Annotated in this window: 26 protein-coding genes; 23 read left to right on the forward strand and 3 right to left on the reverse strand. The window is 69.2% G+C overall.

Annotation, left to right across the window (positions count from 1 at the left end; all coding sequences use genetic code 11):
* Position 1: 1 nt before the first annotated feature.
* The 16 genes from pyrH to ACI6GS_RS01060 all read left to right on the forward strand — a co-directional run bounded on the left by pyrH (position 2) and on the right by ACI6GS_RS01060 (position 15,091).
* Positions 2-745 carry a UMP kinase gene (gene pyrH / locus ACI6GS_RS00985; RefSeq protein WP_439815910.1) on the forward strand — a complete coding sequence of 248 codons (744 nt, stop codon included), beginning with the start codon at positions 2-4 and terminating at the stop codon, positions 743-745.
* 42 nt (positions 746-787) lie between these two features.
* The gene (gene frr, locus ACI6GS_RS00990) at positions 788-1,309 is read left to right on the forward strand and encodes a ribosome recycling factor (protein WP_439817999.1); all 522 of its coding nucleotides are present in this window, start codon (positions 788-790) and stop codon (positions 1,307-1,309) included.
* Between the two features lie 52 nt (positions 1,310-1,361).
* Positions 1,362-2,093, forward strand: a complete 732-nt coding sequence (locus tag ACI6GS_RS00995) for an isoprenyl transferase (RefSeq protein WP_439815911.1) — start codon at positions 1,362-1,364, stop codon at positions 2,091-2,093.
* A 33-nt stretch (positions 2,094-2,126) separates the two neighbouring features.
* Positions 2,127-2,960, forward strand: coding sequence for a phosphatidate cytidylyltransferase (locus ACI6GS_RS01000; protein WP_439815912.1), 834 nt, complete (start codon positions 2,127-2,129; stop codon positions 2,958-2,960).
* Complete coding sequence (locus tag ACI6GS_RS01005; RefSeq protein WP_439815913.1) at positions 2,957-4,171, forward strand: 1-deoxy-D-xylulose-5-phosphate reductoisomerase; 1,215 nt, start codon at positions 2,957-2,959, stop codon at positions 4,169-4,171. Before ACI6GS_RS01000 ends, ACI6GS_RS01005 begins: the two co-directional genes overlap by 4 nt.
* A gap of 24 nt (positions 4,172-4,195) precedes the next feature.
* Positions 4,196-5,332 carry an RIP metalloprotease RseP gene (rseP, locus tag ACI6GS_RS01010; RefSeq protein WP_439815914.1) on the forward strand — a complete coding sequence of 379 codons (1,137 nt, stop codon included), beginning with the start codon at positions 4,196-4,198 and terminating at the stop codon, positions 5,330-5,332.
* 23 nt (positions 5,333-5,355) lie between these two features.
* Complete coding sequence (gene bamA / locus ACI6GS_RS01015; RefSeq protein WP_439815915.1) at positions 5,356-7,677, forward strand: outer membrane protein assembly factor BamA; 2,322 nt, start codon at positions 5,356-5,358, stop codon at positions 7,675-7,677.
* 5 nt (positions 7,678-7,682) lie between these two features.
* Positions 7,683-8,315, forward strand: coding sequence for an OmpH family outer membrane protein (locus ACI6GS_RS01020; RefSeq protein WP_439815916.1), 633 nt, complete (start codon positions 7,683-7,685; stop codon positions 8,313-8,315).
* 13 nt (positions 8,316-8,328) lie between these two features.
* The gene (lpxD, locus tag ACI6GS_RS01025; RefSeq protein WP_439815917.1) at positions 8,329-9,366 is read left to right on the forward strand and encodes a UDP-3-O-(3-hydroxymyristoyl)glucosamine N-acyltransferase; all 1,038 of its coding nucleotides are present in this window, start codon (positions 8,329-8,331) and stop codon (positions 9,364-9,366) included.
* Positions 9,363-9,872 carry a 3-hydroxyacyl-ACP dehydratase FabZ gene (fabZ, locus tag ACI6GS_RS01030; protein WP_439815918.1) on the forward strand — a complete coding sequence of 170 codons (510 nt, stop codon included), beginning with the start codon at positions 9,363-9,365 and terminating at the stop codon, positions 9,870-9,872. The genes lpxD and fabZ overlap by 4 nt, the downstream gene beginning before the upstream one ends.
* 10 nt (positions 9,873-9,882) lie before the next feature.
* The gene (gene lpxA, locus ACI6GS_RS01035) at positions 9,883-10,683 is read left to right on the forward strand and encodes an acyl-ACP--UDP-N-acetylglucosamine O-acyltransferase (protein ID WP_439815919.1); all 801 of its coding nucleotides are present in this window, start codon (positions 9,883-9,885) and stop codon (positions 10,681-10,683) included.
* On the forward strand, positions 10,673-11,524 hold the full coding sequence (locus ACI6GS_RS01040) for an LpxI family protein (protein ID WP_439815920.1): 852 nt from the start codon (positions 10,673-10,675) through the stop codon (positions 11,522-11,524). Before lpxA ends, ACI6GS_RS01040 begins: the two co-directional genes overlap by 11 nt.
* A gap of 5 nt (positions 11,525-11,529) precedes the next feature.
* Positions 11,530-12,756 carry a lipid-A-disaccharide synthase gene (gene lpxB / locus ACI6GS_RS01045; RefSeq protein WP_439815921.1) on the forward strand — a complete coding sequence of 409 codons (1,227 nt, stop codon included), beginning with the start codon at positions 11,530-11,532 and terminating at the stop codon, positions 12,754-12,756.
* Positions 12,757-12,821: 65 nt separating this feature from the next.
* Positions 12,822-13,520, forward strand: a complete 699-nt coding sequence (gene lexA, locus ACI6GS_RS01050; protein WP_439815922.1) for a transcriptional repressor LexA — start codon at positions 12,822-12,824, stop codon at positions 13,518-13,520.
* A gap of 131 nt (positions 13,521-13,651) precedes the next feature.
* Positions 13,652-14,449: a hypothetical protein gene (locus ACI6GS_RS01055; RefSeq protein ID WP_439815923.1), complete on the forward strand. Its 798-nt coding sequence runs from the start codon at positions 13,652-13,654 to the stop codon at positions 14,447-14,449.
* Between the two features lie 72 nt (positions 14,450-14,521).
* Complete coding sequence (locus tag ACI6GS_RS01060) at positions 14,522-15,091, forward strand: methyltransferase (protein ID WP_439815924.1); 570 nt, start codon at positions 14,522-14,524, stop codon at positions 15,089-15,091.
* Between the two features lie 20 nt (positions 15,092-15,111).
* Here ACI6GS_RS01060 and ACI6GS_RS01065 read toward each other — a convergent pair whose 3' ends face one another.
* Positions 15,112-16,569, reverse strand: a complete 1,458-nt coding sequence (locus ACI6GS_RS01065; protein WP_439815925.1) for a coniferyl aldehyde dehydrogenase — start codon at positions 16,567-16,569, stop codon at positions 15,112-15,114.
* 244 nt (positions 16,570-16,813) lie between these two features.
* Here ACI6GS_RS01065 and ACI6GS_RS01070 point away from each other — a divergent pair, with 244 nt between their 5' ends.
* The 7 genes from ACI6GS_RS01070 to ACI6GS_RS01100 all read left to right on the forward strand — a co-directional run bounded on the left by ACI6GS_RS01070 (position 16,814) and on the right by ACI6GS_RS01100 (position 22,769).
* Positions 16,814-17,395, forward strand: a complete 582-nt coding sequence (locus tag ACI6GS_RS01070) for a phasin family protein (protein WP_439815926.1) — start codon at positions 16,814-16,816, stop codon at positions 17,393-17,395.
* A gap of 353 nt (positions 17,396-17,748) precedes the next feature.
* Positions 17,749-18,798: a GGDEF domain-containing protein gene (locus ACI6GS_RS01075; RefSeq protein ID WP_439815927.1), complete on the forward strand. Its 1,050-nt coding sequence runs from the start codon at positions 17,749-17,751 to the stop codon at positions 18,796-18,798.
* 134 nt (positions 18,799-18,932) lie between these two features.
* Positions 18,933-19,733, forward strand: a complete 801-nt coding sequence (locus ACI6GS_RS01080) for an enoyl-CoA hydratase-related protein (protein ID WP_439815928.1) — start codon at positions 18,933-18,935, stop codon at positions 19,731-19,733.
* Position 19,734: 1 nt separating this feature from the next.
* Positions 19,735-20,529 carry an enoyl-CoA hydratase/isomerase gene (locus ACI6GS_RS01085; protein ID WP_439815929.1) on the forward strand — a complete coding sequence of 265 codons (795 nt, stop codon included), beginning with the start codon at positions 19,735-19,737 and terminating at the stop codon, positions 20,527-20,529.
* A 54-nt stretch (positions 20,530-20,583) separates the two neighbouring features.
* Positions 20,584-21,672: a nucleoside hydrolase gene (locus ACI6GS_RS01090; protein WP_439815930.1), complete on the forward strand. Its 1,089-nt coding sequence runs from the start codon at positions 20,584-20,586 to the stop codon at positions 21,670-21,672.
* 75 nt (positions 21,673-21,747) lie between these two features.
* On the forward strand, positions 21,748-22,203 hold the full coding sequence (locus ACI6GS_RS01095; RefSeq protein ID WP_439815931.1) for a MaoC family dehydratase: 456 nt from the start codon (positions 21,748-21,750) through the stop codon (positions 22,201-22,203).
* A gap of 8 nt (positions 22,204-22,211) precedes the next feature.
* On the forward strand, positions 22,212-22,769 hold the full coding sequence (locus ACI6GS_RS01100; protein WP_439815932.1) for a hypothetical protein: 558 nt from the start codon (positions 22,212-22,214) through the stop codon (positions 22,767-22,769).
* A 55-nt stretch (positions 22,770-22,824) separates the two neighbouring features.
* Here ACI6GS_RS01100 and ACI6GS_RS01105 read toward each other — a convergent pair whose 3' ends face one another.
* Positions 22,825-23,655: an ABC transporter permease gene (locus ACI6GS_RS01105; protein WP_439815933.1), complete on the reverse strand. Its 831-nt coding sequence runs from the start codon at positions 23,653-23,655 to the stop codon at positions 22,825-22,827.
* Positions 23,655-24,905: an ABC transporter permease gene (locus ACI6GS_RS01110; RefSeq protein WP_439815934.1), complete on the reverse strand. Its 1,251-nt coding sequence runs from the start codon at positions 24,903-24,905 to the stop codon at positions 23,655-23,657. The genes ACI6GS_RS01105 and ACI6GS_RS01110 overlap by 1 nt, the downstream gene beginning before the upstream one ends.
* Positions 24,906-24,952 lie beyond the last annotated feature (47 nt).

Below are 24,952 nucleotides of genomic sequence, written 5' to 3' on the forward strand. Positions count from 1 at the left end.
CATGCCGAGCGCCGAGGGTCCACAACCCACGCCCCGCTACAAACGGGCGCTGCTCAAGGTGTCGGGCGAGGCGCTGATGGGCGACCGCGCGTTCGGCATCGACACCGGCACGGTCGAGCGGATCGCCCGCGAGGTCGTGCAGGTCGTCGGGGCCGGGCACCAGATGTGCCTGGTCATCGGCGGCGGCAACATCTATCGCGGCCTGGAAGGTTCGGCGCGCGGCATGGAACGCGCGTCGGCCGACTACATGGGCATGCTGGCGACCGTGATGAACGCACTCGCCATGCAGAACGCGCTGGAGCGCCTGGGCACGCCGACGCGCGTCCTGTCGGCGATCCCGATGACCTCGATCTGCGAGCCCTATGTCCGGCGCCGGGCGATCCGGCACATGGAGAAGGGCCGGGTCGTGATCTTTGCCGCGGGGACCGGCAATCCGTTCTTCACGACCGATACCGCGGCCGCCCTGCGCGCCGCCGAGATGGGCTGCAACGCCCTGCTCAAGGGCACGCAGGTCGACGGCGTCTATACCGCCGACCCCAAGCACGATCCCAAGGCGACGCGCTACGAGCGCCTGACCTATCGCGACGTGCTGAACCAGGACCTGAAGGTCATGGACGCCTCCGCGATCAGCCTGGCCCGTGAAAACCAGATCCCGATCCTGGTGTTCTCGCTTCATGTCGACGGCGGCCTGGCCCAGGTCTTGTCGGGCACGGGCCGTTGCACGATCATCGACGAAGGGGAATGAACCGTGTCGGATGAACCGGATCTGGAGGCGCTGGAGCGCCGCATGAACGGGGCGCTGGAAGTGCTGCGCCAGGAATATGCCGGCCTGCGCACGGGCCGGGCATCGCCCAGCCTGCTCGACCCCGTGACGGTCGACGCCTATGGCGCCACCATGCCGATCAACCAGGTGGCGACCGTCTCCGTCTCGGAGGCGCGCCTGCTGACCGTCTCGGTCTGGGACCGGGGCCTGGCTGGTGCCGTCGACAAGGCGATCCGCAATGCGGGCCTGGGCCTGAACCCCCAGACCGAGGGGGCGACAATCCGCATTCCCATCCCTGAGCTGAACGCCGAGCGCCGCCAGGAACTAGCCAAGCTGTCCGCGCGCTATGCCGAGAACGCCAAGATCGCGGTGCGCAACGTCCGGCGCGACGGCATGGACCTGCTGAAGCGCATGCAGCGCGATGGCAAGATCAGCGAGGACGACCAGAGCCTTTACGAGGACGAGGTCCAGTCGATGACCGACAAGGTGATCAAGCAGATCGACAGTGCCCACGCGGCCAAGGAACAGGACATCCTGAAGGTCTGAGCGGGGGCCGGGATGGTGCCCGGACCGCGTGTCTGTTGACGGGAGTGGCCCGATGTTGACCGCCGAGCGACCGGTCCCCGACGCCCTGCCCCGGCACATCGCCATCATCATGGATGGCAATGGCCGCTGGGCCAAGGCGCGCCACCTGCCCCGGGCCTTCGGTCACCGGCGCGGGGTCGAGGCCGTGCGCCGGGTGGTCAAGGCGGCCGCCGACCTGGGCATCGGCTGCCTGACGCTCTATGCCTTCTCGTCCGAGAACTGGAAGCGCCCGGCCGACGAGGTCAGCGACCTGATGGGCCTGTTCCGCCTCTACCTGCGCCGCGAACTGGCCGAGTTGCATGCCGAGAACGTGCGCGTGCGCTTCATCGGTGACCGCAGCAGGCTGAAGGCCGACCTGGTCACCCTGATCGAGGATTCGGAACGCCTCACCGTCCGCAATACCGGCCTGACGCTGGTCATCGCCGTCAATTATGGCGGCCGGGCCGAGATCGTCGCCGCGTGCCGCCGCATGGCGCAGGACGTCGCCGCCGGCCGCCTGGCACCCGAGGCGGTGGACGAGGCCATGTTCGCCGCCACGCTGCAGACGGGCGACCTGCCCGACCCCGACCTGATCATCCGCACCTCTGGCGAACAGCGCCTGTCGAACTTCCTGCTGTGGCAGAGTGCCTATTCCGAACTGGTGTTCGTCGACACCTTGTGGCCCGATTTCGACCGGGCCGTGCTGGAACAGGCGATTCATGACTATGGCTGCCGTGACCGACGCTTCGGCGCCAGAGCCGTCTGAATGCGGACGGCCTGAGTGCGGATCGCCATCCTCGTGAGCGGTCCTCCCCCTGCACGGCCATTCCTGGGTGGTGGCGTCGGCCTTCGTGTTGCCTCGTCCCTGGTCATGGCGCCGCTGGCGCTGGGTGCCGTGTGGGCTGGCGGAATCATCTTCGCCGCCGCGCTGGCCCTGTGTGCCGTCCTGCTGGCCGACGAGTGGGGCCGGGTGGCGGAGGGCGCGCGCGGCGTCCAGGACGGGCTGCGCGTGGCCGGCCTGCTGCTGGCGATCCTGCTGGGCTTTGGCGGCGACTGGACGCCCGCCTGGCTTTGCCTGGCGGCGACTGCCCTGCTGGGCGTGATCGCGGGCCTGCTGCGGGGCGGCTCGCCTGCAGCGGCGTTCAAGGCCCTGGCGGGGACCGCCTATGTCGGCGTGCCCGTACTGGCGCTCCTGGCCCTGCGCCTGGAAGGCGTGCCGGGCCTGGGCCTGATGCTGTGGCTGCTTCTGGTGGTGTGGGCGGCCGACAGCGCCGCATTCGCCGCCGGGCGCACCTTCGGGGGGCCCAAGCTGGCGCCGCGCATCAGCCCCGCCAAGACCCGCTCGGGCCTGTATGGTGCAGTGGCGGGCGCGGCGCTGACCGGAGCCCTGGCGGCACTTGCGATCGGCCTGGACGGCAGCGTGCTGGCCTGGGCCCTGGGCGGTGCGCTGACCGGGTTCGGCGCCCAGGTGGGCGACCTGATGGAATCGGCGATCAAGCGCCATTTCGGAGTGAAGGACATGGGTAGCCTCATTCCAGGCCATGGCGGCCTGTTCGACCGCCTGGACGGCCTGATGTTCGTGGCCCCGCCCTTTGCCCTGGCCTTGGCCGCCCTCGGGGAGTGGCAGATATGAGCGTGACCACCATCGACAGCCGGCCGTTGCCGCTGACCGCGCCGCCGGACGGCCGGCGCAGCGTGACCATCCTGGGTTCCACCGGATCGGTCGGGACCAGCACGGTCGACCTGCTGTTGCGCAATCCGGACGCGTTCGAGGTCGAGGCCCTGACCGCCTATGGCAACCTGCCGCTGCTCGTCGAGCAGGCGCTGGCGCTGCGCCCGCGCCTGGTCGTGACCGGCGACGCCAGCCGCTATGCTGAGCTGAAGGAGCGCCTGGCCGGCACGGGGATCGAGGTGGCGGCCGGCAGCGCTGCCGTCGTCGCCGCCGCGGCCCGCCCGTCGGACTGGGTCATGTCGGCGATTGTCGGCGCTGCCGGCCTGCAGGCGACGCTGGCGGCCGCCCATCGTGGCGCGATCGTCGCCCTGGCGAACAAGGAAAGCCTGGTCTGTGCGGGCGAACTGATGACGGCCGCGGTCAAGGCCGGCGGCGGGGTCCTGCTCCCAGTCGATTCGGAGCACAACGCGATCTTCCAGTGCTTCGACTTCGATCGTGTCGACGCGATCGAGAAGCTGATCCTGACCGCCTCCGGCGGCCCCTTCCGCGAACGCAGCCGCGACGCCATGGCAAGCGTCACGCCGGAACAGGCGGTGGCGCACCCCAACTGGTCGATGGGGGCCAAGATCTCGGTCGACTCGGCCACGATGATGAACAAGGGACTGGAACTGATCGAAGCGCACCACCTGTTCCCGGTGGGCGAGGCGCGGATCGAGATCCTGGTCCACCCGCAGTCGGTGATCCATTCGATGGTCGCCTATTGCGACGGCTCGGTCCTGGCCCAGCTGGGCTCCCCCGACATGCGCACGCCCATCGCCTATGCGCTGGGCTGGCCGCGGCGGATCCATGCCCCTGCCCCGCGCCTGGACCTGGCCGCCCTGGGCAAGCTGACCTTCGAGGCGCCCGACCCCGTCCGCTTCCCCGCCCTGGACCTGGCCCGCCATGCCCTGAAGGCCGGCGGGGCCAAGCCGGTCGTGCTCAATGCGGCCAACGAGGTCGCAGTCGCCGGCTTCCTGTCGCGCCGGGTCGGGTTTCTCGATATTGTGCGCATCGTGGACGAGACGCTTGATGCCATGGACCATGGCCCTGTCGGCTGCCTGGACGACGTCCTGGCGGCGGACCAGGAAGCCCGTCGCCGTGCCGGCGACGCCGTCGCCGCCTGCGTCCGCTGACAGTTCCCATCATGGGTGTACCCGATGTCGCTTGAGGCCATCCTCGCCTACGTCTTCTCGCACTGGTACATCCCGCCGGCGATCATCCTGGGCTTCTCGGTCCTGGTGTTCGTGCACGAATGGGGCCACTACATCGTCGCCCGCCTGTGCGGCGTGCGGGTCGAGACCTTCTCGATCGGCTTCGGCCGGGCGATCAGCCTTGGCGGCCGGGCGCTGGCCTGGACCGACAGCAAGGGCACGCAGTGGAAGATCTCGTGGCTGCCGCTGGGCGGCTACGTCAAGTTCTTCGGCGATGCCGACGGCGCCAGCAGGCCCGACGGCAACCTGGGCGCGCTGACCGAGGAAGAGCGCAAGGTCAGCTTCCACCACAAGAGCGTGGGCCGCCGGGCGGCGATCGTCGCGGCCGGTCCGGTCGCCAATTTCGTGCTCGCGATCCTCATGCTGGCGGGCCTCTACGTCGCCTATGGCCAGCCCTACACGGCGCCCGTGGCCGGGGCGATCGAGGAAGGCTCCGCCGCCCATGCGGCCGGCTTCCTGCCCGGCGACACGTTCCTGGCGATCGACGGCACGCGGGTGAAGCGGTTCGAGGACATCCCCGCGATGGTCCGGCTCAATACCGGGACGCCGCTGCAGGTCCTGATCGCGCGCGACGGGGTCGAGCGCACGCTGACCGTGACGCCGCAGATCACGGTGGATGCGGCCAGCGGCGCCCGCATCCCGCGCCTGGGCATCCGCTCCTCTGGCGCTGCGGTCTTCGAGTCGCGCGATCCCCTGTCGGCGGTGTGGGTGGCGACCGAGGAGGTCGGCACGATCACCAATTCGATGCTGGTCGCGGTGGGACAGATCTTCACAGGGGCCCGGGGGACCGAGGACCTGGGAGGACCGGTCAAGATCGTGCAGATCATGGGGGAAGCGGCCCAGCAGGGCACGCCCAGCCTCATCTGGATTCTCGCGCTCCTGTCCATAAACCTCGGGCTGATGAACCTGTTTCCGGTTCCCATGCTGGACGGCGGCCATCTCATGTTCTATGCGTTCGAGGCCGTTCGCGGCCGGCCGCTGGGGGAGCGGGCGCAGGAATATGGCTTTCGCGTTGGCCTGTTTCTGATCCTCAGCTTGATGGTCTTCGTGACCTTCAAGGACGTTGTCGGCCTGTTCACCTGAGCTGAGCGGTGCGGGGGGAGTTGATGGTGCTTCGACTGGTACGCACCGCGGTGCTGGTTAGCTCGCTGACTTCGGTCGCAGCCGTGACCGCCGCGCAGGCGCAGGCCCCCGATGCCACGGGCCTGGGCAACATGGGCGGCGGCTACACTGGCGGCACCGCGATCTCTGCCATCACGGTCGAAGGCAATCAGCGCATCGAGGATGCGACGGTACGCTCCTACATGGAGCTGAAGCCCGGCGACACGGTCGACGCGGCGCGCGTCGACGATGCGATCAAGGCGCTCTACGCGACTGGCCTGTTCGGCGACGTGCGCATCCGGACCGAGGGCGGCACGATGATCGTGAGCGTCGTCGAGAATCCGGTGATCAACCGCATCGCCTTCGAGGGCAATGACGACCTCTCCGACTCGGCCCTGGAGAAGGAGACGCAGCTGCGCCCGCGCGTGATCTACACGCGCTCCAAGGTCCAGGCCGACGTGCAGCGCCTGATCGAGCTCTACCGCCGCAGCGGTCGCTTCGCCGCCGCCGTCGAGCCCAAGGTCGTGCAGCTGCCGCAGAACCGCATCGACCTCATCTTCGAGATCGACGAGGGGCCCAAGACCGGCATCGCCCGGATCAACTTTGTCGGCAACAAGATCTATGACGACGGCGACCTGCGCGAGGTGATCACCACGCGCGAGACGGCGTGGTGGCGCTTCTTCTCGTCGTCCGACAGCTACGATCCCGATCGCCTGACCTATGACCGGGAAATGCTGCGCAAGTACTACCTGGCGCGCGGCTATGCCGACTTCCGCGTGGTGTCCGCCGTGGCGGAGCTGACGCGCGACCGGCAGGACTTCATCATCACGTTCACGGTCGACGAGGGCGAGCAGTACACCTTCGGCAAGATCGACGTGGACAGCCGCCTGCCCGACGTCAAGGCCGAGGAGATGCAGCCGCTGCTGCGCACGGTCGAGGGCGACACCTACAATGCCGACCTGATCGACAAGACGATCGACGACCTGACGTTCCAGGCCGGCCGCCTGGGCTATGCCTTCGTCGAGATCCGGCCGCGCGTGCGCCGCGACCGCGAGCAGCGCCTGATCTCGCTGACCTACGAGATCGAGGAAGCGCCGCGCGTCTATGTCGAGCGCATCGACATCGCCGGCAATACCCGCACGCTGGACCGCGTCATCCGGCGCGAGTTCCGCCTGGTCGAAGGCGACGCCTTCAACACGGCCAAGCTGGAACGCTCCAAGCAGCGCCTGAACAGCCTGGGTTTCTTCGAGAAGGTGAACGTGACCCAGGTCGAGGGCTCGGCCCCCGACCGCACGATCGTCAATGTCGAGGTGCAGGAGAAGTCGACCGGCGAACTGTCGCTGGGTGCCGGCTACTCCACCAGTGAATCGGTGGTCGGCGACATCGCGATCCGCGAACGCAACCTGCTGGGTCGCGGCCAGGACCTGCGCCTGGGCCTCAGCTTGTCGTCGCGGCGCAGCCAGATCGACCTCAGCTTCACCGAGCCCTATTTCCTGGACCGCAACATCGCGGCCGGCTTCGACATCTACAACATCAACCGCGACCTGCAGGACGAGGCGCAGTACGACCAGAAGGTCCTGGGCTTTGGCCTGCGCGCCGGCTTCCCCTTGAGCGAGTACACGCGCCTGCTGCTGCGCTACACGATCCGGCAGGACACGATCGACAATGTCGGCCCGTTCGCGTCGCGCGTCGTGCGCGAGGCCGAGGGCACGGAGGTCACCTCCTCGATCGGTTACCAGATCGGCTATGACGAGCGCGATTCCTCGGTCAACCCGACGCGCGGCTACAACGCGGCGTTCGGCCAGGATTTCGCAGGCATCGGCGGCACGGTCACCTATCTCCGCGCCCAGGCCAATGCCGGCTACTACTACCCGTTCCTGGACGACGTGATCGGCAGCATCAAGGCCGAGGTCGGCTATATCTGGGGCCTGGGCGAGGATGTCCGCCTGAACGACCGGTTCTATGTCGGCGGCAACAACATGCGCGGGTTCGAGCGCGGCGGCATTGGCCCGCGCGACATCACCACGACCGACTCGCTGGGTGGCAACCTCTACTTCGTGGGCTCGGCTGAAGTGACCTTCCCGCTGGGCCTGCCCAGCGAGTACGGGATCAAGGCCGCGGCGTTCACCGATTTCGGAACCCTGACCGAAATCGACTCCACTATTGCCACGGTCCGCGATTCGGGCCTTATCCGTATCTCTGCGGGTGTCGGCGTCTCCTGGGATTCGCCCTTTGGTCCGGTCCGCGTCGACCTGGGCCAGGCGATCCTGAAGGAGGACTACGACAAGACGCAGTTCTTCCGCTTCAATTTCGGTACCCGGTTCTGATGGCCATGTCTCGCATTCCAGCCCTTCCGGCCCGGCCTCACCTGCGCAGCGCGCTCCTGGCGGCGGCGCTGGCCCTGGGCGTCGGCGCCCTGGGCGCGCCCGTCCTGTCGAGCCCCGCGCTGGCGCAGCAGGCGGCCGCCCCGGCCTCCAACGCCCCCTTCCCGCGCGCGGCGATCGTCGTCGTCGACTACGAGAAGATCCTCAACACCTCGACCGCCGCGGCCGACATCAGGCGCCAGATGCAGGCGCTGCGGCAGTCGATGCAGGGCGAGATCGACCGCGAGGAAGCGAGCCTGCGCACCGAGGAGCAGCAACTGCGGCAGCAGCAGGCCTCGCTCCCCGCCGACCAGTTCGAGCAGCGCCGCCAGGCCTTCATCCAGAAGGTGACGGACGCGCAGCGCCGTGTGCAGAGCCGCAATGCCCGCCTGGAGCAGGCGCTGGATACCGCGACCGGCAAGATGCGCCAGGCCCTGGTGCCGATCTTCAGCACGATCCTGGAAGGTCGCGGCGCCAACGTCCTGCTGGACACGCACGAGGTCCTCTACTCCACCCCGACCCTCGACATCACGAACGACGTGATGGCCCAGCTGAACCGCCAGCTGACCAGCGTCAAGGTCGAGCTGCCGCCCAGCCAGTAGCGGCGCGACCTTCATGGCCGATCCGCGCTTCTTCGATCGCGCGGGCCCGTTCACACTCGGCGAGCTGGCCGGGCGCGCAGGGGCCAGCCTGGCATCGCCCGACGACGCCGGACGCCTGGTCGCCGACGTGGCCCCGCTGGGCGAGGCGGGGGCCGGGGACATCAGCTTCCTCGACAACCGGAAATATGCCGACGCCTTCCGCGCTACGCGGGCTGGCGCGTGCATCGTCCATCCGCGCATGCGCGATGCCGGTCCCGCCGGCTGTGCCCTGCTGCTGACGACACGTCCCTATCACGGCTATGCCCTGGTCGCGCAGGCCTTCTATCCCGACGCTGGCGGCGATGCGGAAGCCGGCGCGCGCGTCTCGCCCGGCGCGTATGTCGATCCCGCCGCGATCCTGGGCGCCGGCGTGGAGGTTGCCCCCGGTGCGGTGGTTGAGGCGGGCGCCCGCATCGGGGCGGGTGGCCGCATCGGCCCCAACGCGGTCGTGGGCCGCAATGTGGAGATCGGGGCGCGCGTGCGCATCGGCGCCTGCGCCAGCGTCAGCCATGCCCTGGTCGGCGACCGCGTGACCATCCATCCAGGCGTGCGCATCGGACAGGACGGCTTCGGCTTCGCCATCGATCCCGCCGGCCACATCAAGGTGCCGCAGCTGGGCCGCGTGGTGATCGGCAGCGATGTCGAGATCGGAGCAAACTCGACGATCGACCGCGGCACCGGCCCCGACACCGTGATCGGCGACGGCACCTGGATCGACAACCTGGTGCAGATCGGACACAACGTGCGGATCGGCCGTGGGTGTATCCTGGTCGCGCAAAGCGGTGTTGCCGGATCGAGCACGCTGGGCGACTTCGCGGCGCTGGGCGGCCAGGTGGGGATCGCCGGGCACCTGCATGTCGGCAGCGGCGCGCGTGTGGCGGGACATAGCGGCGTCATGCACGACATCGCGCCCGGCGCCGTCTACATGGGCTATCCGGCGGTGCCGCAGTCAGAATTCTTCCGGCGCACCGTCACGGTCGCGAAACTTGCCGAGCGGAAAGGGAAGGCATGAACGAGGTCGCCGTCTCCCCGACAGACCTGCCCAACAAGGAGGCATCCACGGCCGTGGCAGCGAGTCTGGATACCGCCGACATCCTGCGCGTCATGAAGATGATCCCGCATCGCTATCCCTTCCTGATGGTCGACCGGGTCGTGGACCTGGTCGCGAACGAAGGGGCGACCGGCATCAAGAACGTGACGATCAACGAGCCGTTCTTCCAGGGCCATTTCCCGGGCCGCCCCGTCATGCCGGGCGTCCTGATCATCGAGGCGATGGCCCAGACCTCGGGCATCGTGGTCGTGCACACGCTGGGGCCGGCGGCCGAGGGCAGCAGCGTCTTCTTCATGTCGATCGACAAGGCCCGCTTCCGCAAGCCGGTGACGCCGGGCGACAGCATGCGCATCCACGTGAAGAAGGACCGCCACCGCGGCAATGTCTGGCGCTTCGCCTGCGAGGCCAAGGTGGACGGCGTCCTTGTCGCCGAGGCGGAGGTGACCGCCATGATCATGGCCGGTTGAGTACACACAGATGACCCAGATCCATCCGACCGCAGTCGTCGAATCCGGCGCCCGGCTCGGAGAGAATGTCTTTGTCGGTCCGTTCTGCCTGGTCGGGCCGAACGTGGAACTGGCCGACGGCGTGCGCCTGGAAAGCCATGTCGTCGTCACCGGCTTCACGCGCATCGGCCCGCGGACGCGGATCTTTCCCTTCGCCTCGGTCGGTCACCAGCCGCAGGACCTCAAATATGCCGGCGAGGAAAGCCGCCTGGAGATCGGTGCCGACAACGTCATCCGCGAGGCGGTGACCATCAATCCCGGCACCCGCAACGGGGGCATGCTGACGCGGATCGGCGACGGCTGCCTGTTCATGGCCAATTCCCACGTCGCCCATGACTGCCTGATCGGCAACCACGTCATCCTGGCCAACAGCGTGCCGCTGGCCGGGCACATCACGGTCGGCGACCACGCCTTTGTCGGCGGTCTGGCGGCGGTGCACCAGTTCGTGCGGATCGGCGCGCATGCGATGATCGGCGGCATGTCCGGCGTGGAGCAGGACGTGATCCCCTATGGCCTGGTGATCGGCAATCGCGCGCACCTGCAGGGCCTGAACATCGTCGGCCTGAAGCGCCGCGGCTTCACCCACGACCAGATCCATACCCTGCGCCGCGCCTATCGCAGCCTGTTCGCCCAGGAAGGGACGCTGGCCGAGCGCCTGGCCGACGTCGCCCAGATGTTCGCCGACAGCCCCCAGGTCATGGACATCGTCGCCTTCATGCAGGCGGATTCGCAACGCTCCGTCTGCATGCCCCGCCTGGATCGTGCCGCCTAAGCTTGGCATCATCGCCGGTGGCGGGCCCATGCCCGCCCGCCTGGCGGAGGCCTGTCGCGCCTCTGGCCGCCCCTGCTTCGTGATCGCCCTGGAGGGCGAGGCGGCGGCGGCGACCGTGGCCGACGTTCCCCATGCCTGGTTCCCGCTTACCGCCGTCGGCCGCATCCTGGAGCGGCTGAAGGAGGAGGGCTGCGTCGAGCTGGTGATGCTGGGCGCCGTGCGCCGGCCGGACATTGCCCGCCTGCGCTGGGACTGGCGGGTGGTCCGGATGCTGCCGCGCGTCCTTGCCGCCGCCGCACGCGGCGACGACCGCCTGGCCCGCCTGATCGTGACGGAACTGGAGGCCGAGGGCTTCCGTGTCGTCGGGGCCCATACCGTGCTGGAAACGATGCTGATGCCGGAGGGGCCGCTGGGCCGTGCCCGGCCGGAACCGGAGGACGAGGCCGACCTGGCCCGCGGCATCGCCATCGTCCAGGCGCTGGGCAATGCCGATGTGGGGCAGGCCGCGATCGTCTGCGACGGGATCGTCCTGGGGGTGGAGGCGATCGAGGGGACGGATCGCCTGATCGCACGCTGCGCCAGCCTGAAGAGCGAGGTGGAGGGCCGCCGCCGCGGCGTCCTGGTCAAGCTGCCCAAGCCGATGCAGGAGCGCCGTGTCGACCTGCCCGTGATCGGCCCCACCACGATCGCCAATGCGGTGGCAGCCGGGCTGGCCGGCATCGCGGTCGAGGCCCGCGGCACCCTGCTGGTCGAGCGGGAGCAGGTGACGGAAGCGGCCGACGCCGCAGGCCTGTTCGTGATCGGGATCCGCCCCCCGCCCCCGCCGCCCGCCGGGTCGTGACGGCGATGGCGCCGCCCCTGCACATCATGATCCTGGCGGGAGAGCCGTCCGGCGACCTGCTCGGCGCCCGCCTGATGCGCGCGCTGAAGGTCGAATGCGCGGCCCGCGGCCAGGACCTGCGCTTCTCTGGCGTCGGCGGAGAGGCGATGCAGGCTGCGGGCCTGATCCCGTTCTTTCCGCTCTCCGACCTCGCAGTGATGGGTATTGTCGAGGTCCTGCCCCGGGCGCCGCGGATCCTGCGGCGGGTGCGCGAACTTGCCGCCTGGGCCAGGCGGGAGCGCCCCGATGCCATCGTGACGATCGATTCCTGGGCGTTCTCGCTGCGTGTCGCCCGCGCGGTCGCGGAGCTTGGCATCCCCCGCATCCACTATGTGGCGCCGATGGTGTGGGTCTGGCGCGCCGGCCGGGCCAAGGTCCTGGCGAGCGCGTATGAGCACCTGCTCACCCTGCTGCCCTTCGAGCCCCCCCTGTTCGAGAAGTGGGGCCTGGCATCGACCTTTGTCGGCCATTCGGCGCTGGAGGACCGGCCAACCCCGGCCGCGCGTGCGGCGATGGCCGAGGATTTCAGGGCCCGCCATGGCCTGGCCGCGGAGACGCCGCTGGTGGCGCTGATGCCGGGCAGCCGGCGCTCCGAAGTGGCCAAGCTTGGCCCCTTGCTGGGCGCCACCCTGGACCTGATGCGCCGGCGCGTGCCGAACCTGGTGGCGGTGGTGCCCACCGTCGACACCGTACGCGCCACGGTCGAGGACCTGGTCGCCGGCTGGCCCATCCGCCCGATCCTGGCCACGACCCAGGCCGAGCGCCAGGCCGCCATGGCGGCGAGCACTGTCGCGATCGCGAAATCGGGGACCTCCTCCCTTGAGCTCGCCCTGCTGGGGGTGCCGCACCTCGTCACCTATCGCGCCTCGCCGCTCAGCATCTGGCTCCTCCGGCGCATGACGACCGTCACCCAGGCCAGCCTGATCAACATCCTGTCGAACTCGACCGTGATCCCGGAACTGCTGCAGGAACGGGCGACGCCGGAACTCCTGGCGGCGGAGGCGCTGCGCCTGCTGACCGACAGCGCCGCAGCCGAGGCGCAGCGGCTGGCGACCGAGGCCGCGGTCGCCAGCCTGGGCAACGGCGCCACGCCCCCCAGCGCGCTGGCCGCCCGCACCGTGCTCGACGTCCTGGCGGGACGAGGCAAAGGCGAAGAATCCGCGTCAGGCGCGTTGACGGGAATCGGGAACTAAACTAGAACGAAATCGGGGTGTTTCGCGTTCGTTCCGTGGCGGACGTCGCCCCCGGGGGCCGAGGCATGCTGACAGCAAAGCAGCACGAGTTGCTGATCTACATCGACGCGAAGCTGAAGGAACGCGGCGTCTCTCCGTCGTTCGACGAGATGAAGGACGCGCTCCACCTGCGCTCGAAGTCCGGCATCCATCGCCTGATCACGGCCCTTGAGGAACGCGGGTTCATCCGCCGGCTGCCGCACCGCGCCCGTGCGCTGGAGGTCCTGAAGCTGCCGGAGGTCGATGCCAGGCCGAAGCGGGAGCCGGGCCTCACGACCGGTTCGGTGATCAAGGGGACGTTTTCCAACGCGCTGCCTGCCGCACGCAGTCCGGTGGGGGCCGACGCCGTCTCCCTGCCCCTGCATGGCCGGATTGCCGCGGGCACCCCGATCGAGGCCCTGTCCGACCATAGCCGTGTCGTCCAGGTGCCCAGCGCCCTGCTGGGCCCGGGCGAGCACTATGCGCTGGAAGTGGCGGGCGATTCGATGGTCGACGCCGGCATCCTGGACGGCGACACCGCGATCATCCGGCGCTGCGACGCGGCCGAGAACGGCACCATCGTCGTCGCCCTGGTCGACGAGTTGGAAGCGACGCTGAAACGCCTGCGCCGCAAGGGCAATTCGGTGGCGCTCGAAGCCGCCAACCCCGCCTATGAGACACGGATCTTTGGCCCGGACCGCGTGCGCGTCCAGGGCCGCCTGGTCGCCCTCCTCCGCCGCTACTAGGTCAGGTTCGACGATCGGGGCGCGACCGCCGCCCCCGGGACGCCGGTCGTCGCGATACAGTCCGGTTCGATGGCCGAGCCCCACCGCCGCGTGGACGCAGGGTGGGCCTGGAGTTGGAAACGGGAGAAGGCATGCTGCCCGGACTTGAGCCGGCCCTGCTGGTCAAGGCGCTGGGCACCGCCCTGGTGGTCGTCAGCGCGGCCCGCGTGGCGCAGCGGGCCGGGCCGGTCTGGGCGGCGCTGGTGGCCGCCCTGCCTGTTTCGACCGGTCCCGCCTATGTGCTGCTGGCATTCGACCACGATGCGGCCTTCATCGCGGGTGCTGCTCTGGGCAGCGCCGTCGCCAATGCCGCGACGGCTGCGTTCCTGACGGTCCATGCCAGCCTGGCGCGGCGCCTGCCCCTGCTGCCCAGCCTGGGTGCGGCCCTGGCCGCGTGGCTGGCGCTGTGCGCCGGCCTGCAACACCTGCCCTGGCAGGCGGGCACCGCCCTCGTGCTGAACCTCGCGGCCTATGGCGCCGCACTCGCCCTTCTGCGCCCGCCGCTGGCGATGGCCGGGCCCCCGCGGGCCAGGGGTCGCGATGGCTGGCGCGACCTGCTGCTGCGCGCCCTGGTGGTGGCGGTCTTCGTGGTCGCCCTGGTGACCCTGGGGGAGCGGCTGGGCCCCCTGGCCACCGGCATGCTGGCTGTCTTCCCCGTCAGCCTGGGCAGCCTGATCCTGCTGTCGGCGCCGAGCCTGGGCACCCCGGCCACCGCGGACCTCGCCATGGCGGCGCTGCGCCCGATGCTGGGCTTCGCCCTGATGCTCCTGACGTTGCACGTGGCGGCGCCGGTGCTCGGGTCATGGTGGGCCCTGGCGGCGGCGCTGGCGGTTTCGCTGACGTGGACCGTCGGCCTGGCGGCAATGGCCTGGCGGCATCGCCCAGCCTGAACGGTCACGCATCCGTGTTTGCGAGTCATTCGCAAACTCATGCATACTCCTCCCCTGAGATGGGAGGCAGCGATGGACGCAATACCGGACTGGAGCACGGCGCGCGACGACGCTGCCGCCGACGCTGCGGCCACCGCACTGTCCGCGCGCAGGACCGAGGCCATTGCCGCCAGCTTCCTGTGGCACCGCTTCAGCACGGTCTGCGCGCCCGCCGGCGGCTCCGGCCTCGTCCTCTCCGCCATCCTGTTCCGCCACACGCATGTCTGGGGGGCTGTCATCGACGCTACCCGGCTGGCGGATGCGGCACGCCAGCGGTTCCACGCCATGGGCCTCGGCCTGCGCGCCAGCTTCGTCGCAGGCAACCCGGTGGACCGGGTGCCGGCCGGCTTCGACGCCTATCTGCTCGAACTGGGCGACGAGTCTGCGCAGGCGCTGGCGCTCCTGCCTGCGCTGCGCCGCGCCATCGCACCGCGCGGACGACTGGTCCTGGCCCTGGGCGGAGGAGACGACTGCCCCGTGCCCGGGGCCTCAGGGTGCGTCGCGGGCACGACCCTGCCCGACTTGGCCCGCGCGGGCTTTGCGGTCGAGCGCGGGTTCCCCGTCGCGACCGGGTCCTGCCTGCTGCTGGCCAGGCCGGCCTGAGCCATCGGCGGCAATGCCTGCTACTTCAGTCGGCTGCCCAGAACGCGCTCGATCAGGCGGCCATAGGGCGGCCGCATGAGACCCATGAGGTTCCAGCGAGCCTGATGCAGCACCGCCTTGCTGTGGCTGAAGGTGAGGAACCCTTCACGCCCGTGATAGGCGCCCATGCCACTGGGCCCCACCCCGCCAAAGGGCAGATCCTCTTGCGCCACATGCAGCAGCGTGTCGTTGAGCGTGACGCCGCCTGACGTGGTGCGCGCCAGGACGCGCTCCTGGTTCGCCTTGTCGTCGCTGAAGAAATAGAGCGCAAGCGGGCGCGGGCGCTCGTTCACATGGGCAATCGCCTCGTCCAGCGCGCGATAGGTGCGAACCGGCAGGACGGGGCCGAAGATTTCCTCGCGCATCAGCGTCATGTCGTCGGTCGGGTCAAGGATCAGGGTCGGCGCGATCTTCCATGCCGCCTGCTGCTCCAGGTGCTCGTTCGCCGGGTTGATCTCGACGACCCGCGCCCCCTTGGCCCGCGCCTCCGCGATCCAGTCGCGCAGGCGGTCATAGTGGCGCTGGTTCACGACCGACGAATAGTCGGGATTGTCCTTCAGCGTCGGGTAGGCGCGCGCCACCTGGGCCGTGACCCGATCGACGAAATCGCCCAATTGCCCCTCGGGCACCAGGACGTAGTCGGGGGCGATGCAGGTCTGCCCGGCATTGATGAACTTGCCGGTGACGATCGCCGGCACGGCGCGTTCCAGGGGAAAGCCGTGGTCGATGATGGTGGGCGACTTGCCACCTAGTTCAAGGGTCACCGGCACCAGGTTGTCGGCGGCGGCGTGCAGGATGTGCCGGCCGATCGCCGTCGCCCCCGTGAACAGCAGGTGGTCGAAGGGCAACCTGGCAAAGGCCTCCCCGATCGCGGGACCGCCGGTCACGACCGCGACCTGATCCGGGGCGAAGGCTTCGGCCAGGACCGCCTTGAGCAGGGCCGCTGTCCGAGGCGTGTGTTCAGACGGCTTCAGCATGACCCGGTTGCCGGCGGCAAGCGCAGCCGCCAGCGGCGAGAGGGCGAGTTGCACCGGGTAGTTCCACGGCGAGATGATGCCGACGACGCCCAGCGGCTGGCGCAGGACGCGCGCCGTCGCCGGACGGAAGCTGGCGGAGACGGGCCGGCGCTCCGGCCGCATCCAACGGCCCAGATGGCGGCGCATGTGGCGAATTGCCTCGACCGTGGCGAAGAGGTCGGTGAGCTGCGTCTCATGCCGCGAGCGATGGCCGAAGTCGCGCGAGACCGCATCTGCGAAGGCATCGCGGTGTACAACCAGCAGGCGCTGCAGGCGGTCCAGGTCGGCCCGCCGCTCCGCCAGTGTTGGCGCTGCCCGTGCCAGGAACACGCTTCGCTGGTTTCTCAGGATCTCCGAGAGGGCAGCGGGGCTTGGCGCGTCATCGGCGGCTTGATCGGTGAACGCTGCCGGTCGCTGGGTCATCGCTTCCGCCCTGAACACTGGTCATGGTTGCGGCCCCGCTGGCGTCGCGCGGCTGTCACCCGTCCAGTCTAGGGTGGATGGCAGGCCGGAGCCAGCGAGCCCCGGCCCGCGCTCGAAGCGGTTGCATAGCGGAAAATTGCGGATTGACTGGACTGCCCCGTTTGTCTATGCCCTGGGGAAAGTCGTGTTGCGCTGCAACACAAACCGCCTCCGGATCCCATTCACGAGTAGCGAGGACCAGGCCATGGCAAGAGCCCCCAAGGCAATCGCGGCAGCGGTCGAACCCGCCGTCGAAGCAGCAGCAGCCGTCATCGAGGCCGTACCCACTCCCGAAACGGCGGTGAAGACGATGGACAAGGTTGCCGAGCGCGTGGCCGCGACGGTCGCGGAACCTGCGGCAGAGGCCGCGGCCACGGCCCAGACCGTCGCCCAGGCGACGAACGTCTGGAGCAAGGAACAGTTCGAAAAGGCCAGCAAGGGCTATGCCGAGATGCAGGCCTTCAGCAAGGAGGCGGTGAACGACGTCGTCGCCTCCAGCAAGGCCACGGCCGAGGGGCTGAAGGCGATCAGCGCCGAGCTGACCGCCTTTGCCAAGGCGACGGCCGAGGAAAACGTCGCCACGCTGAAGAAGCTGATGTCCGCCCGCACGCTGAGCGAGCTGGTGGCGCTCCACGCGTCGTACACCAACTGGACGCTCGACAGCTATCTGGCGCATTCGCGCAAGATCGGCGAGACGACGGTTGCGACCATGAAGCAGGCGGTGCAGCCGCTCAACGCCCGCCTGGCCGATGCCGCGGCCCGGGTGGAGCGCAACCGCGCGGCCTGAAGCGCTGCGGGGCCGGACCTCCCGGCCCCCAGGGACTGCATGGAAAGGCGCTGCCCGGTCAACCGGGCAGCGCCTTTTTGCGTCAAGGCCAGCCATGTGGCGGTTGGAGATGGTTTTGACTGGCACCACCACGGCAGGCGGGCCAGGATTGCGTCCGACCCCGTCGCCGATGCCCCGGCCGACGATCGGTTTTGACACAAAATTTAGATTTACGATTCCTGAATAGAGCGCGCAGTGCACAACGCCGCGGGCGCCGACCGGTCCTGGCCAGGGGAGAGCCAGCCGGCCGGGGCCGTTGCCGGCGCGCCTGTCAGCGTTTCCTGGTCCTGGGGGCAGATCGAGGGGAGTGCGGCTTGTCGTTCATCGAGGACAAGGGGCGGGCAGAAGGCTACGCACGGCAGGCGCTGGAGCTGATGCGGCGACGCGGCATCGCCCCGACGCCGGACAACTTCTGGGTCTGGTACCTCTATGCATCCGGCCATGACCACGAACTGGTCAAGGTGATCGACCGGCTGCCCGATCGGCCGTACGACGAGCGGATCTGCCGCGAGCTGATCGAGCGCTTCGGCCCCGGCGGGCGGGAGAGCGTCGCCACGCGCCGCGCCAGCGAGGCGCTGGCCAGCACGCTGGACACGACGCTGAGCGAGATCACCACGGTCAGCGCCGGGATGTCGGCCTTTGGCCAGGTGCTGGACGATGCCGGCACCCAGCTGGGCCAGGCCCCGCCCAGCCCCGAGCTGGTCGCGCGCCTGACGTTGGAGACCCAGACGATGCAGTCGACGAACCAGCGCCTGGAAGCCGCCCTGGCCGAGGCTACCGCCCGTATCGGGCAGTTGCAGACAGACCTCCACGCGATCCAGCGGGAGGCCACGACCGATGCCCTGACAGGCATCTTCAACCGCAAGGAGTTCGAGGCGCGGCTGCGCGACATCACCCACCCCCGCCCACGCGAAGAAGCGGGCTTTGCCCTGCTGCTGCTGGACATCGACCGCTTCAAGGCCTTCAACGATACCTGGGGCCACCAGATGGGCGACCAGATCCTGCGCCTGGTGGCCGCGACCATGCGTGAGGCCATCGGCACGGGCGAGTTCGCCGCGCGCTATGGCGGGGAGGAGTTCGCCGTGATCCTGCCCGGCGCCGACCTGGTGCGCGCGGTGGCCCGGGCCGAGGCGATCCGCAATGCGGTCGCCTCCCGCCGGATCGTCAAGCGCGCCTCGGGCGAGACGCTGGGGCAGATCACCGTCTCGGTCGGCGTCACCGTCTATCGCGATGGCGAGCCCCTGGCCGATGTCATCGCCCGCGCCGATGCCAGCCTCTATGCTGCCAAGCGGGCGGGCCGCAACCGCACCATGGCCGAGGTCTCGGTCAAGCCCGAGCTGCAGGAGGTCGCGATCGCCCATTGAGGGCCGGCCAACCGGCCTGCAACACCTGGCGGCCGTTCTTGGAACGCGGTCCAACAACCGGCCTATCAACGGACCGGCCGCACCCCTATCATGCGCCCCCACAAGAGCCGAACGTGCCGCAGGGAGGGGCTTGCATGAGTTTGGAGACATTGGTGGTCGAGACGGCGGATGCGATCCGTACGATCCGCCTGAACCGGCCCCAGGTGCTGAACGCGCTCAACGCCCGGATGTGGCAGGAACTGACCGACGTCCTGGACGAGACGGCCGCCGACCCGGAGGTGCGCGCCGTCCTGCTGACGGGCGCGGGCCGGGCCTTCTGCGCCGGCGCCGATCTCAGCACGCCGCCGTCGGCCGGGGATTCGCGCGATCCTGGCGACCGCTCCGCCGAGTCGATGCACACCCTCATCAATCCGATGGTGATGAAGCTGGCGACCCTGCCAAAGCCCGTGGTGTGCGCCGTGAACGGCGTCGCCGCCGGCGGCGGAGTGGGTCTGGCGCTGGCTTGCGACGTCGTCGTTTCGGCCCGGTCGGCGACGTTCATCCAGGTCTTTGGCCCGCAGCTGGGCATCGTGCCCGACATGGGCTGCTCGTGGTTCCTGCCGCACCTGGTGGGGCGCCAGCGGGCGCTGGGCCTTGCCCTGCTGGGCGACCGCCTGCCGGCCGAGACGGCGGCGGAATGGGGCCTGATCTGGAAGGCGGTCGACGATGCGGCCCTGGCAGAGGAAGCGGGCGCCATCGCGCGCAAGCTGGCCGCCGGGCCCACGATCGGCTTTGGCCTGATCAAGAAGGCGATTACCGCCGCCGCCAACCAGGACCTGGCGGCCTCACTTCACCTGGAGGCGGAGTCGCAGCGCATCGCCTTCCGTACCGAGGACACGAAGGAGGGCGTGCTCGCCTTCGTCCAGAAGCGCAAAGCCAATTTCAAGGGCCGTTGAGATGACTGAACATTCCCGCGTCAAGACCGAGATCAAGGACGGCATCGCCGTTCTGACCCTGAACCACCCGGAGGCGATGAACGCCGTCTCCCTCGCCATGCTGCGTGGCCTGGATGCGGCGCTGAAGGAGATCGAGGCGCCCGACAGCGGCGCGCGCGTCCTGATCATCACCGGCGCCGGCCGTGGCTTCTGCGCTGGCGCCAACCTGACCGACAGTGAGCGCGGTTCGGTCGGCCAGGGCGATGCCGGCTATGTCCTGGAAGCCTATTACCACCCGCTGTTCTTCCGCCTGCGCGACCTGAAGATGCCGATCATCACGGCGGTCAATGGCGCCGCCGCCGGCGTTGGCATGAGCCTGGCCCTGTCGGGCGACCTGTGCGTGGCGGCGAAGTCGGCCAGCTTCCTCCAGGCGTTCACACGCATCGGCCTGATCCCCGATGGCGGCTCGACCTACCTGCTGCCGCGCCTGATCGGCAAGGCGCGCACGGCGGAGCTCGTCCTGCTGGCCGAGAAGCTGCCGGCCGAGAAGGCGGTGGAATGGGGCCTGATCTACAGCGCCGTCGACGACGACAAGCTGATGGAGACGGCGATGGGCCTGGCCACCAAACTGGCCGCCGGCCCGACGCTCGCCTATGCCATGGCGCGCAAGGCGCTGGCCGCCTCGCCCGACCAGACCTATGAGCGGCAGCTGGACATGGAGCGGCAGCTGCAGCGCGTGGCCGGTGCGTCCGAGGACTTCAAGGAGGGCGTGAAGGCCTTTGTCGAGAAGCGCCCGGCCAAGTTCCAGGGCCGCTGAGCCATGGGCCGGGGCGGATCGCTGCGCCGGCTCCTGGGCGCGGGGCTGTGTGCCTTGAGCCTGTGGACCCTGGCGCCTGCCCCGGCCGCCCTGGCGGAGGACATGGCGCCGGCCGCCGCCCCCCAGCGCTGGATTGTCGATACCGATCTGGCGCTGGACGACACGATCGCGCTGCTGCTGATGACGCGGGCGGCGGACGTGCAGATCGGGGCGGTGACGCTGGCGGCCAGCGGGGCGACCCGCTGCAATCCCGGCGTCGAACAGCTGTCGCGACTGCTGGTCCTGGCTGGCGGCCCGGTCGCAGGCGTGCCGATCGGCTGCGGCTATGACCTGGGCCTGGACGGCTATGCCGTCTATCCCGACGAGTGGCGACGGCCGCGCATCGACTATCCCGGCTTCGACCTGCCCCAGGCCGAGCATCGCGAGGCAGCGGGCGCGCCCGAGCTGATCCTGCGCGCCCTGCGCGAGAGCCACGAGCCGGTCTCGATCCTGGCGCTGGGGCCGCTCACGAACCTGGCCGTGGCCTTCACCCTTGAGCCGATGCTGAAGGAGAAGGTGAAGCGCATCGTGGTCATGGGCGGCGCGCTGTCGGTCCCCGGCAATGTCCAGGTTGCCGGGACCACCGACCACCTGACCAACCGGGTGGCGGAGTGGAACTTCTACCTGGACCCGGTCGCCGCGCGGCTGGTGTTCGAAACCGGCGTACCGATCACCCTGGTGCCGCTGGACGCCACCAACCGGCTGCCGCTGACCGCCGGCTTTGCCGACCGCCTGGCGGAGCAGGCTGCAAGCGACCCCGCGCGCTATGTCGCCGCGATGCTGAAGGCGAACCGCGGCCTGCTGGTCAGCGGCCAGTTCCGCTTCTGGGATCCGCTGGCGGCCCTGGTCGCCCTGGACCCCGGCCTGTGCACGACAGAGGTGCGCAGCATCCTGGTCAATGCGGATCCGGCGTCCGACGGCACGCCGCCCCCGACGGGCCTGCCCCTGGCACGGGTCGACGGCCAGCCGCGCCGCGTCCTGGATCCGGACCGGGCCGGCCAGACGGCGATCGACCCGCAGGGCCGCACGGTTGATGTGTGCCTCTCCGTGCCGCTGGACGAGGTCGAGGCGCGGATCATCCAGGGGCTCAATCGCGGCGGCTGACACGCCCGCATTGCGGCGGTTGCACGGCCCCGCCCGACGGCTAAGATCCGCGCCACCAAGGTGGGAGGAGCCAAGATGCGTGTCGTCGAGTTCGCCGAAGTCAGGAACCTGGTCGGGCAGGAGGTTGGCGCCTCCGAATGGCTGCTGATCGACCAGGACCGCATCAACAAGTTCGCGGAAGCGACCGGCGACCACCAGTGGATCCATGTCGATCCGGCCCGTGCCGCCAAGGAACTGCCGACTGGCAAGACCATCGCGCACGGCTTCCTGACGCTGTCGCTGCTGCCCGTGCTGATGGGCGAGATCATGAAGATCAACGGCGTCTCCCGCGGGATCAACTACGGCTCGAACCGCGTGCGCTTCACCAACATGGTGCCCGTCGGCAGCCGCGTGCGCGCGCGCCAGACGGTGAAGGCGGTGGACGAGGTCAAGGGTGGCGGCCAGCAGATCACGAACGAAGTCACGGTCGAGATCGAGGGCCAGGACCGCCCGGCCCTGGTGGCCGAGTCGATCACCGTCGTCTATCCCTGAGGCTGGCCATGGCGATGCGCATGCGCCCCGGCCCGTGGCTTGCGGCCCTGGCCGTGGCCCTGCCCATCTCGGCCGCCCTTGCGGGGGCGGTCGAGTTGAAGCCGCCACCGGGGGCCGAGGATGGACCAAGGATCGTCGAGTACCTGCGCGGCCAGCCGGCCACGCTGCTCGACCTGTCCCTGGTTCGCCTGGACGCCCGCCTGGCGGCGGTCGGTGCCGCGCATCGCTTCTGGGCGCATGCCAGCGCCCAGGACGGCGTCATCCGCGTCTACGCCTATGACGACCGCCGGCCGATCAGTCCTGCGTCGTGCAAGGAGGTCCTGGACGCGATCCGCTTCGACGCGGGCGTCGACCTTGAGACTGGCGGCCCGATCGAGCCGGCGAGCGGCTATGCCAGCCTGTTTAGCTATCCGCGGATCCGCGAGATCGAGGTCAGCGACACCTACATGGAAACGGTCGACGCCATGCTGATGGTCAAGGTCGTGCTCGGCACCACCGGGGACGGCCAGGGCCTTGTCTGCGACGCGGCCCTGCTCGCCAAGGACTTCACCCACAGCGCCCAGTAGAGGGTGCCTGCGGGTGCTGCGTGCCGGGCGGGGCGTACGACCCCGCCCGCCACGCCTACCCCCTGATGCCGCGCAGGCGGTCGGAGCGGCGGCGCAGCAGTTCCACCGTCAGCAGCAGAAGCGACGAGACCAGGACAAGCACCGTGGCGGCGGCCGTGATCGTCGGGCTGATCTCCTCGCGGATGCCCGAGAACATCTGACGCGGCAGCGTGCGCTGTTCGGGGCTGGCGATGAAGATCACCGTCACCACCTCGTCGAACGAGGTGACGAAGGCGAACAGCGCGCCCGAGATCATGCCCGGCAGGATGACCGGCAGTGTCACCTTGAAGAAGGTCATGATCGGCGGCGCGCCCAGGCTGGCCGCCGCCCGCGCCAGGTTGCGGTCGAAGCCCGACAGCGTTGCCGTCACGGTGATCACCACGAACGGCACCGCCAGCACGGTATGGGCCAGCACGATCCCCGGATAGGTGTTGACGACCCCATACCAGGCAAAGGCAAAGAACAGGCCGACGGCCGTGATCACCACGGGCACGATCATCGGCGAGATCAGGATGCTCATGACCAGGGTGCGATAGGGAAAGCCCGGCCGGGACAGGCCGAGCGCCGCCAGGGTGCCCAGAACCGTCGCCAGAAGCGTCGTCGCGGTCGCGATCAGGAACGAGGTGAAGAGCGCGCTGGTCCAGCGCTCGTTGGTGAAGAAGTCCTCGTACCATTGCAGCGACAGGCCGGGCAGCGGATAGGTGAAGAACCGTTCCGAGCTGAACGACAGCGGCATGATGGTCAGGATGGGCGCGATCAGGAACAGCAGGATCGCGGCACAGATGGCCAGGAAGGTCCATTTCCAGACCCGTTCGACGGGCGAGGCATGGCTCGGAAGTTCGTACATCAGCCGAGCCTCATCTTGTCGATGCCGATCAGGCGGTTGAACACGAAGTAGAGCACCAGGGTGGACAACAGCAGCAGGCCGCCCAGCGCCGCGGCCAGGCCCCAGACCAGGTCCCGGTTCATGTAGCTGGCGATGAACGCGCTCACCATCTGGTCCGTGGCACCCCCCACCAGGGCAGGGGTGATGTAGAAGCCCAGGCATAGGATGAAGGTAATCAGGCAGCCGGCGCCGATCCCTGGGATGGTCTGCGGGAAGTAGACCTTCCAGAAGGCATAGAACGGCCCCGCCCCCAGCGAGCGCGCGGCGCGCACATGGCTGGGCGGGATCGACTTCATGACGCTGAAGATCGGCAGCAGCGTGAACGGCAGCTGGATATGCGTCATCGCGATGATCGTGCCGAAGCGGGAGAAGATCAGCTGCAATCGCTCCGTCGTCAGGCCCACGGCGACCAGGGCGTCGTTGATCGGGCCATTGGTCTGCAGCAGCACGAACCAGGCCGTGGTGCGGACCAGCAGCGACGTCCAGAACGGCAGCAGGACCAGGATCAGCACCAGGTTCGAGGTACGGGTGGGCAGCCGCGCCATCAGGTAGGCGACGGGGAAACCCAGGACCAGGGTCCAGGCCGTGACCTGGAAGCTGATCCAAAAGGTCCGGATGAAGATGTCGTTGAAGATCGCCTGGTCGGGCGCATTGCGGACGATCTCGTCCGTCGGCGTCTGGCGCAGGTCAAGTGCCGTCAGCAGGTAGTACCAGGTGAAGGGACTGGCCTCGCGTCGCAGGACGGACCACGTCTCCGGCTTGCCCCAGATCGCGTCGGCCTTGATCACCGCGTCCTTCCACGGACCCGCCTGGACCTTGTCGAGCGCGCGGCCGGTGCCGATCACCTTGGACCGGATGCCGGGGATCTCGTAGTTCAGGCGCTTGCCGATCAGGGCCGTCGTCTTGACCGCATGGGCTGCCTTCAGGTCCATGGCAAAGGCCTGGTACACGCTCTCTGGCGGCAGGTCCCCTTCCGTCCAGTCCGGCATGGCCTGGATCAGGTTGGGCAGGTTGTCCGCGATCTCGCCGTTGTCGAAGATCCGCAGCATCAGCGAACCGATCGGCAGCAGGAAGGTCGCGAGCAGGAACACGAACAGCGGCGCCACCAGCAGCAGGGCCCCCATCTTGCGCCGGCGCTCGGCCCGGGCGAGTTGGAGCTTCAGCGGTACGGCACCGTCGCCCGGCCCCATGGCCATGCTTGCGACAGACATCAGCTTTCCTCATCTGGTGCCACCCCCGCCAGGTGCCGGGGGCGGCC

Source organism: Zavarzinia sp. CC-PAN008 (assembly GCF_051903925.1).
Classification (GTDB): Bacteria; Pseudomonadota; Alphaproteobacteria; order Zavarziniales; family Zavarziniaceae.

What these genes read in the sequence shown, in the direction of transcription:
- pyrH (WP_439815910.1), top strand. Translation starts at nt 2, where the DNA reads ATGCCGAGCGCCGAGGGTCCACAACCCACGCCCCGCTACAAACGGGCG.
- frr (WP_439817999.1), top strand. Translation starts at nt 788, where the DNA reads ATGAACGGGGCGCTGGAAGTGCTGCGCCAGGAATATGCCGGCCTGCGC.
- ACI6GS_RS00995 (WP_439815911.1), top strand. Translation starts at nt 1,362, where the DNA reads ATGTTGACCGCCGAGCGACCGGTCCCCGACGCCCTGCCCCGGCACATC.
- ACI6GS_RS01005 (WP_439815913.1), top strand. Translation starts at nt 2,957, where the DNA reads ATGAGCGTGACCACCATCGACAGCCGGCCGTTGCCGCTGACCGCGCCG.
- rseP (WP_439815914.1), top strand. Translation starts at nt 4,196, where the DNA reads ATGTCGCTTGAGGCCATCCTCGCCTACGTCTTCTCGCACTGGTACATC.
- bamA (WP_439815915.1), top strand. Translation starts at nt 5,356, where the DNA reads ATGGTGCTTCGACTGGTACGCACCGCGGTGCTGGTTAGCTCGCTGACT.
- ACI6GS_RS01020 (WP_439815916.1), top strand. Translation starts at nt 7,683, where the DNA reads ATGTCTCGCATTCCAGCCCTTCCGGCCCGGCCTCACCTGCGCAGCGCG.
- lpxD (WP_439815917.1), top strand. Translation starts at nt 8,329, where the DNA reads ATGGCCGATCCGCGCTTCTTCGATCGCGCGGGCCCGTTCACACTCGGC.
- fabZ (WP_439815918.1), top strand. Translation starts at nt 9,363, where the DNA reads ATGAACGAGGTCGCCGTCTCCCCGACAGACCTGCCCAACAAGGAGGCA.
- lpxA (WP_439815919.1), top strand. Translation starts at nt 9,883, where the DNA reads ATGACCCAGATCCATCCGACCGCAGTCGTCGAATCCGGCGCCCGGCTC.
- lpxB (WP_439815921.1), top strand. Translation starts at nt 11,530, where the DNA reads ATGGCGCCGCCCCTGCACATCATGATCCTGGCGGGAGAGCCGTCCGGC.
- lexA (WP_439815922.1), top strand. Translation starts at nt 12,822, where the DNA reads ATGCTGACAGCAAAGCAGCACGAGTTGCTGATCTACATCGACGCGAAG.
- ACI6GS_RS01055 (WP_439815923.1), top strand. Translation starts at nt 13,652, where the DNA reads ATGCTGCCCGGACTTGAGCCGGCCCTGCTGGTCAAGGCGCTGGGCACC.
- ACI6GS_RS01060 (WP_439815924.1), top strand. Translation starts at nt 14,522, where the DNA reads ATGGACGCAATACCGGACTGGAGCACGGCGCGCGACGACGCTGCCGCC.
- ACI6GS_RS01065 (WP_439815925.1), bottom strand. Translation starts at nt 16,569, where the DNA reads ATGACCCAGCGACCGGCAGCGTTCACCGATCAAGCCGCCGATGACGCG.
- ACI6GS_RS01070 (WP_439815926.1), top strand. Translation starts at nt 16,814, where the DNA reads ATGGCAAGAGCCCCCAAGGCAATCGCGGCAGCGGTCGAACCCGCCGTC.
- ACI6GS_RS01080 (WP_439815928.1), top strand. Translation starts at nt 18,933, where the DNA reads ATGAGTTTGGAGACATTGGTGGTCGAGACGGCGGATGCGATCCGTACG.
- ACI6GS_RS01085 (WP_439815929.1), top strand. Translation starts at nt 19,735, where the DNA reads ATGACTGAACATTCCCGCGTCAAGACCGAGATCAAGGACGGCATCGCC.
- ACI6GS_RS01095 (WP_439815931.1), top strand. Translation starts at nt 21,748, where the DNA reads ATGCGTGTCGTCGAGTTCGCCGAAGTCAGGAACCTGGTCGGGCAGGAG.
- ACI6GS_RS01100 (WP_439815932.1), top strand. Translation starts at nt 22,212, where the DNA reads ATGGCGATGCGCATGCGCCCCGGCCCGTGGCTTGCGGCCCTGGCCGTG.
- ACI6GS_RS01105 (WP_439815933.1), bottom strand. Translation starts at nt 23,655, where the DNA reads ATGTACGAACTTCCGAGCCATGCCTCGCCCGTCGAACGGGTCTGGAAA.
- ACI6GS_RS01110 (WP_439815934.1), bottom strand. Translation starts at nt 24,905, where the DNA reads ATGTCTGTCGCAAGCATGGCCATGGGGCCGGGCGACGGTGCCGTACCG.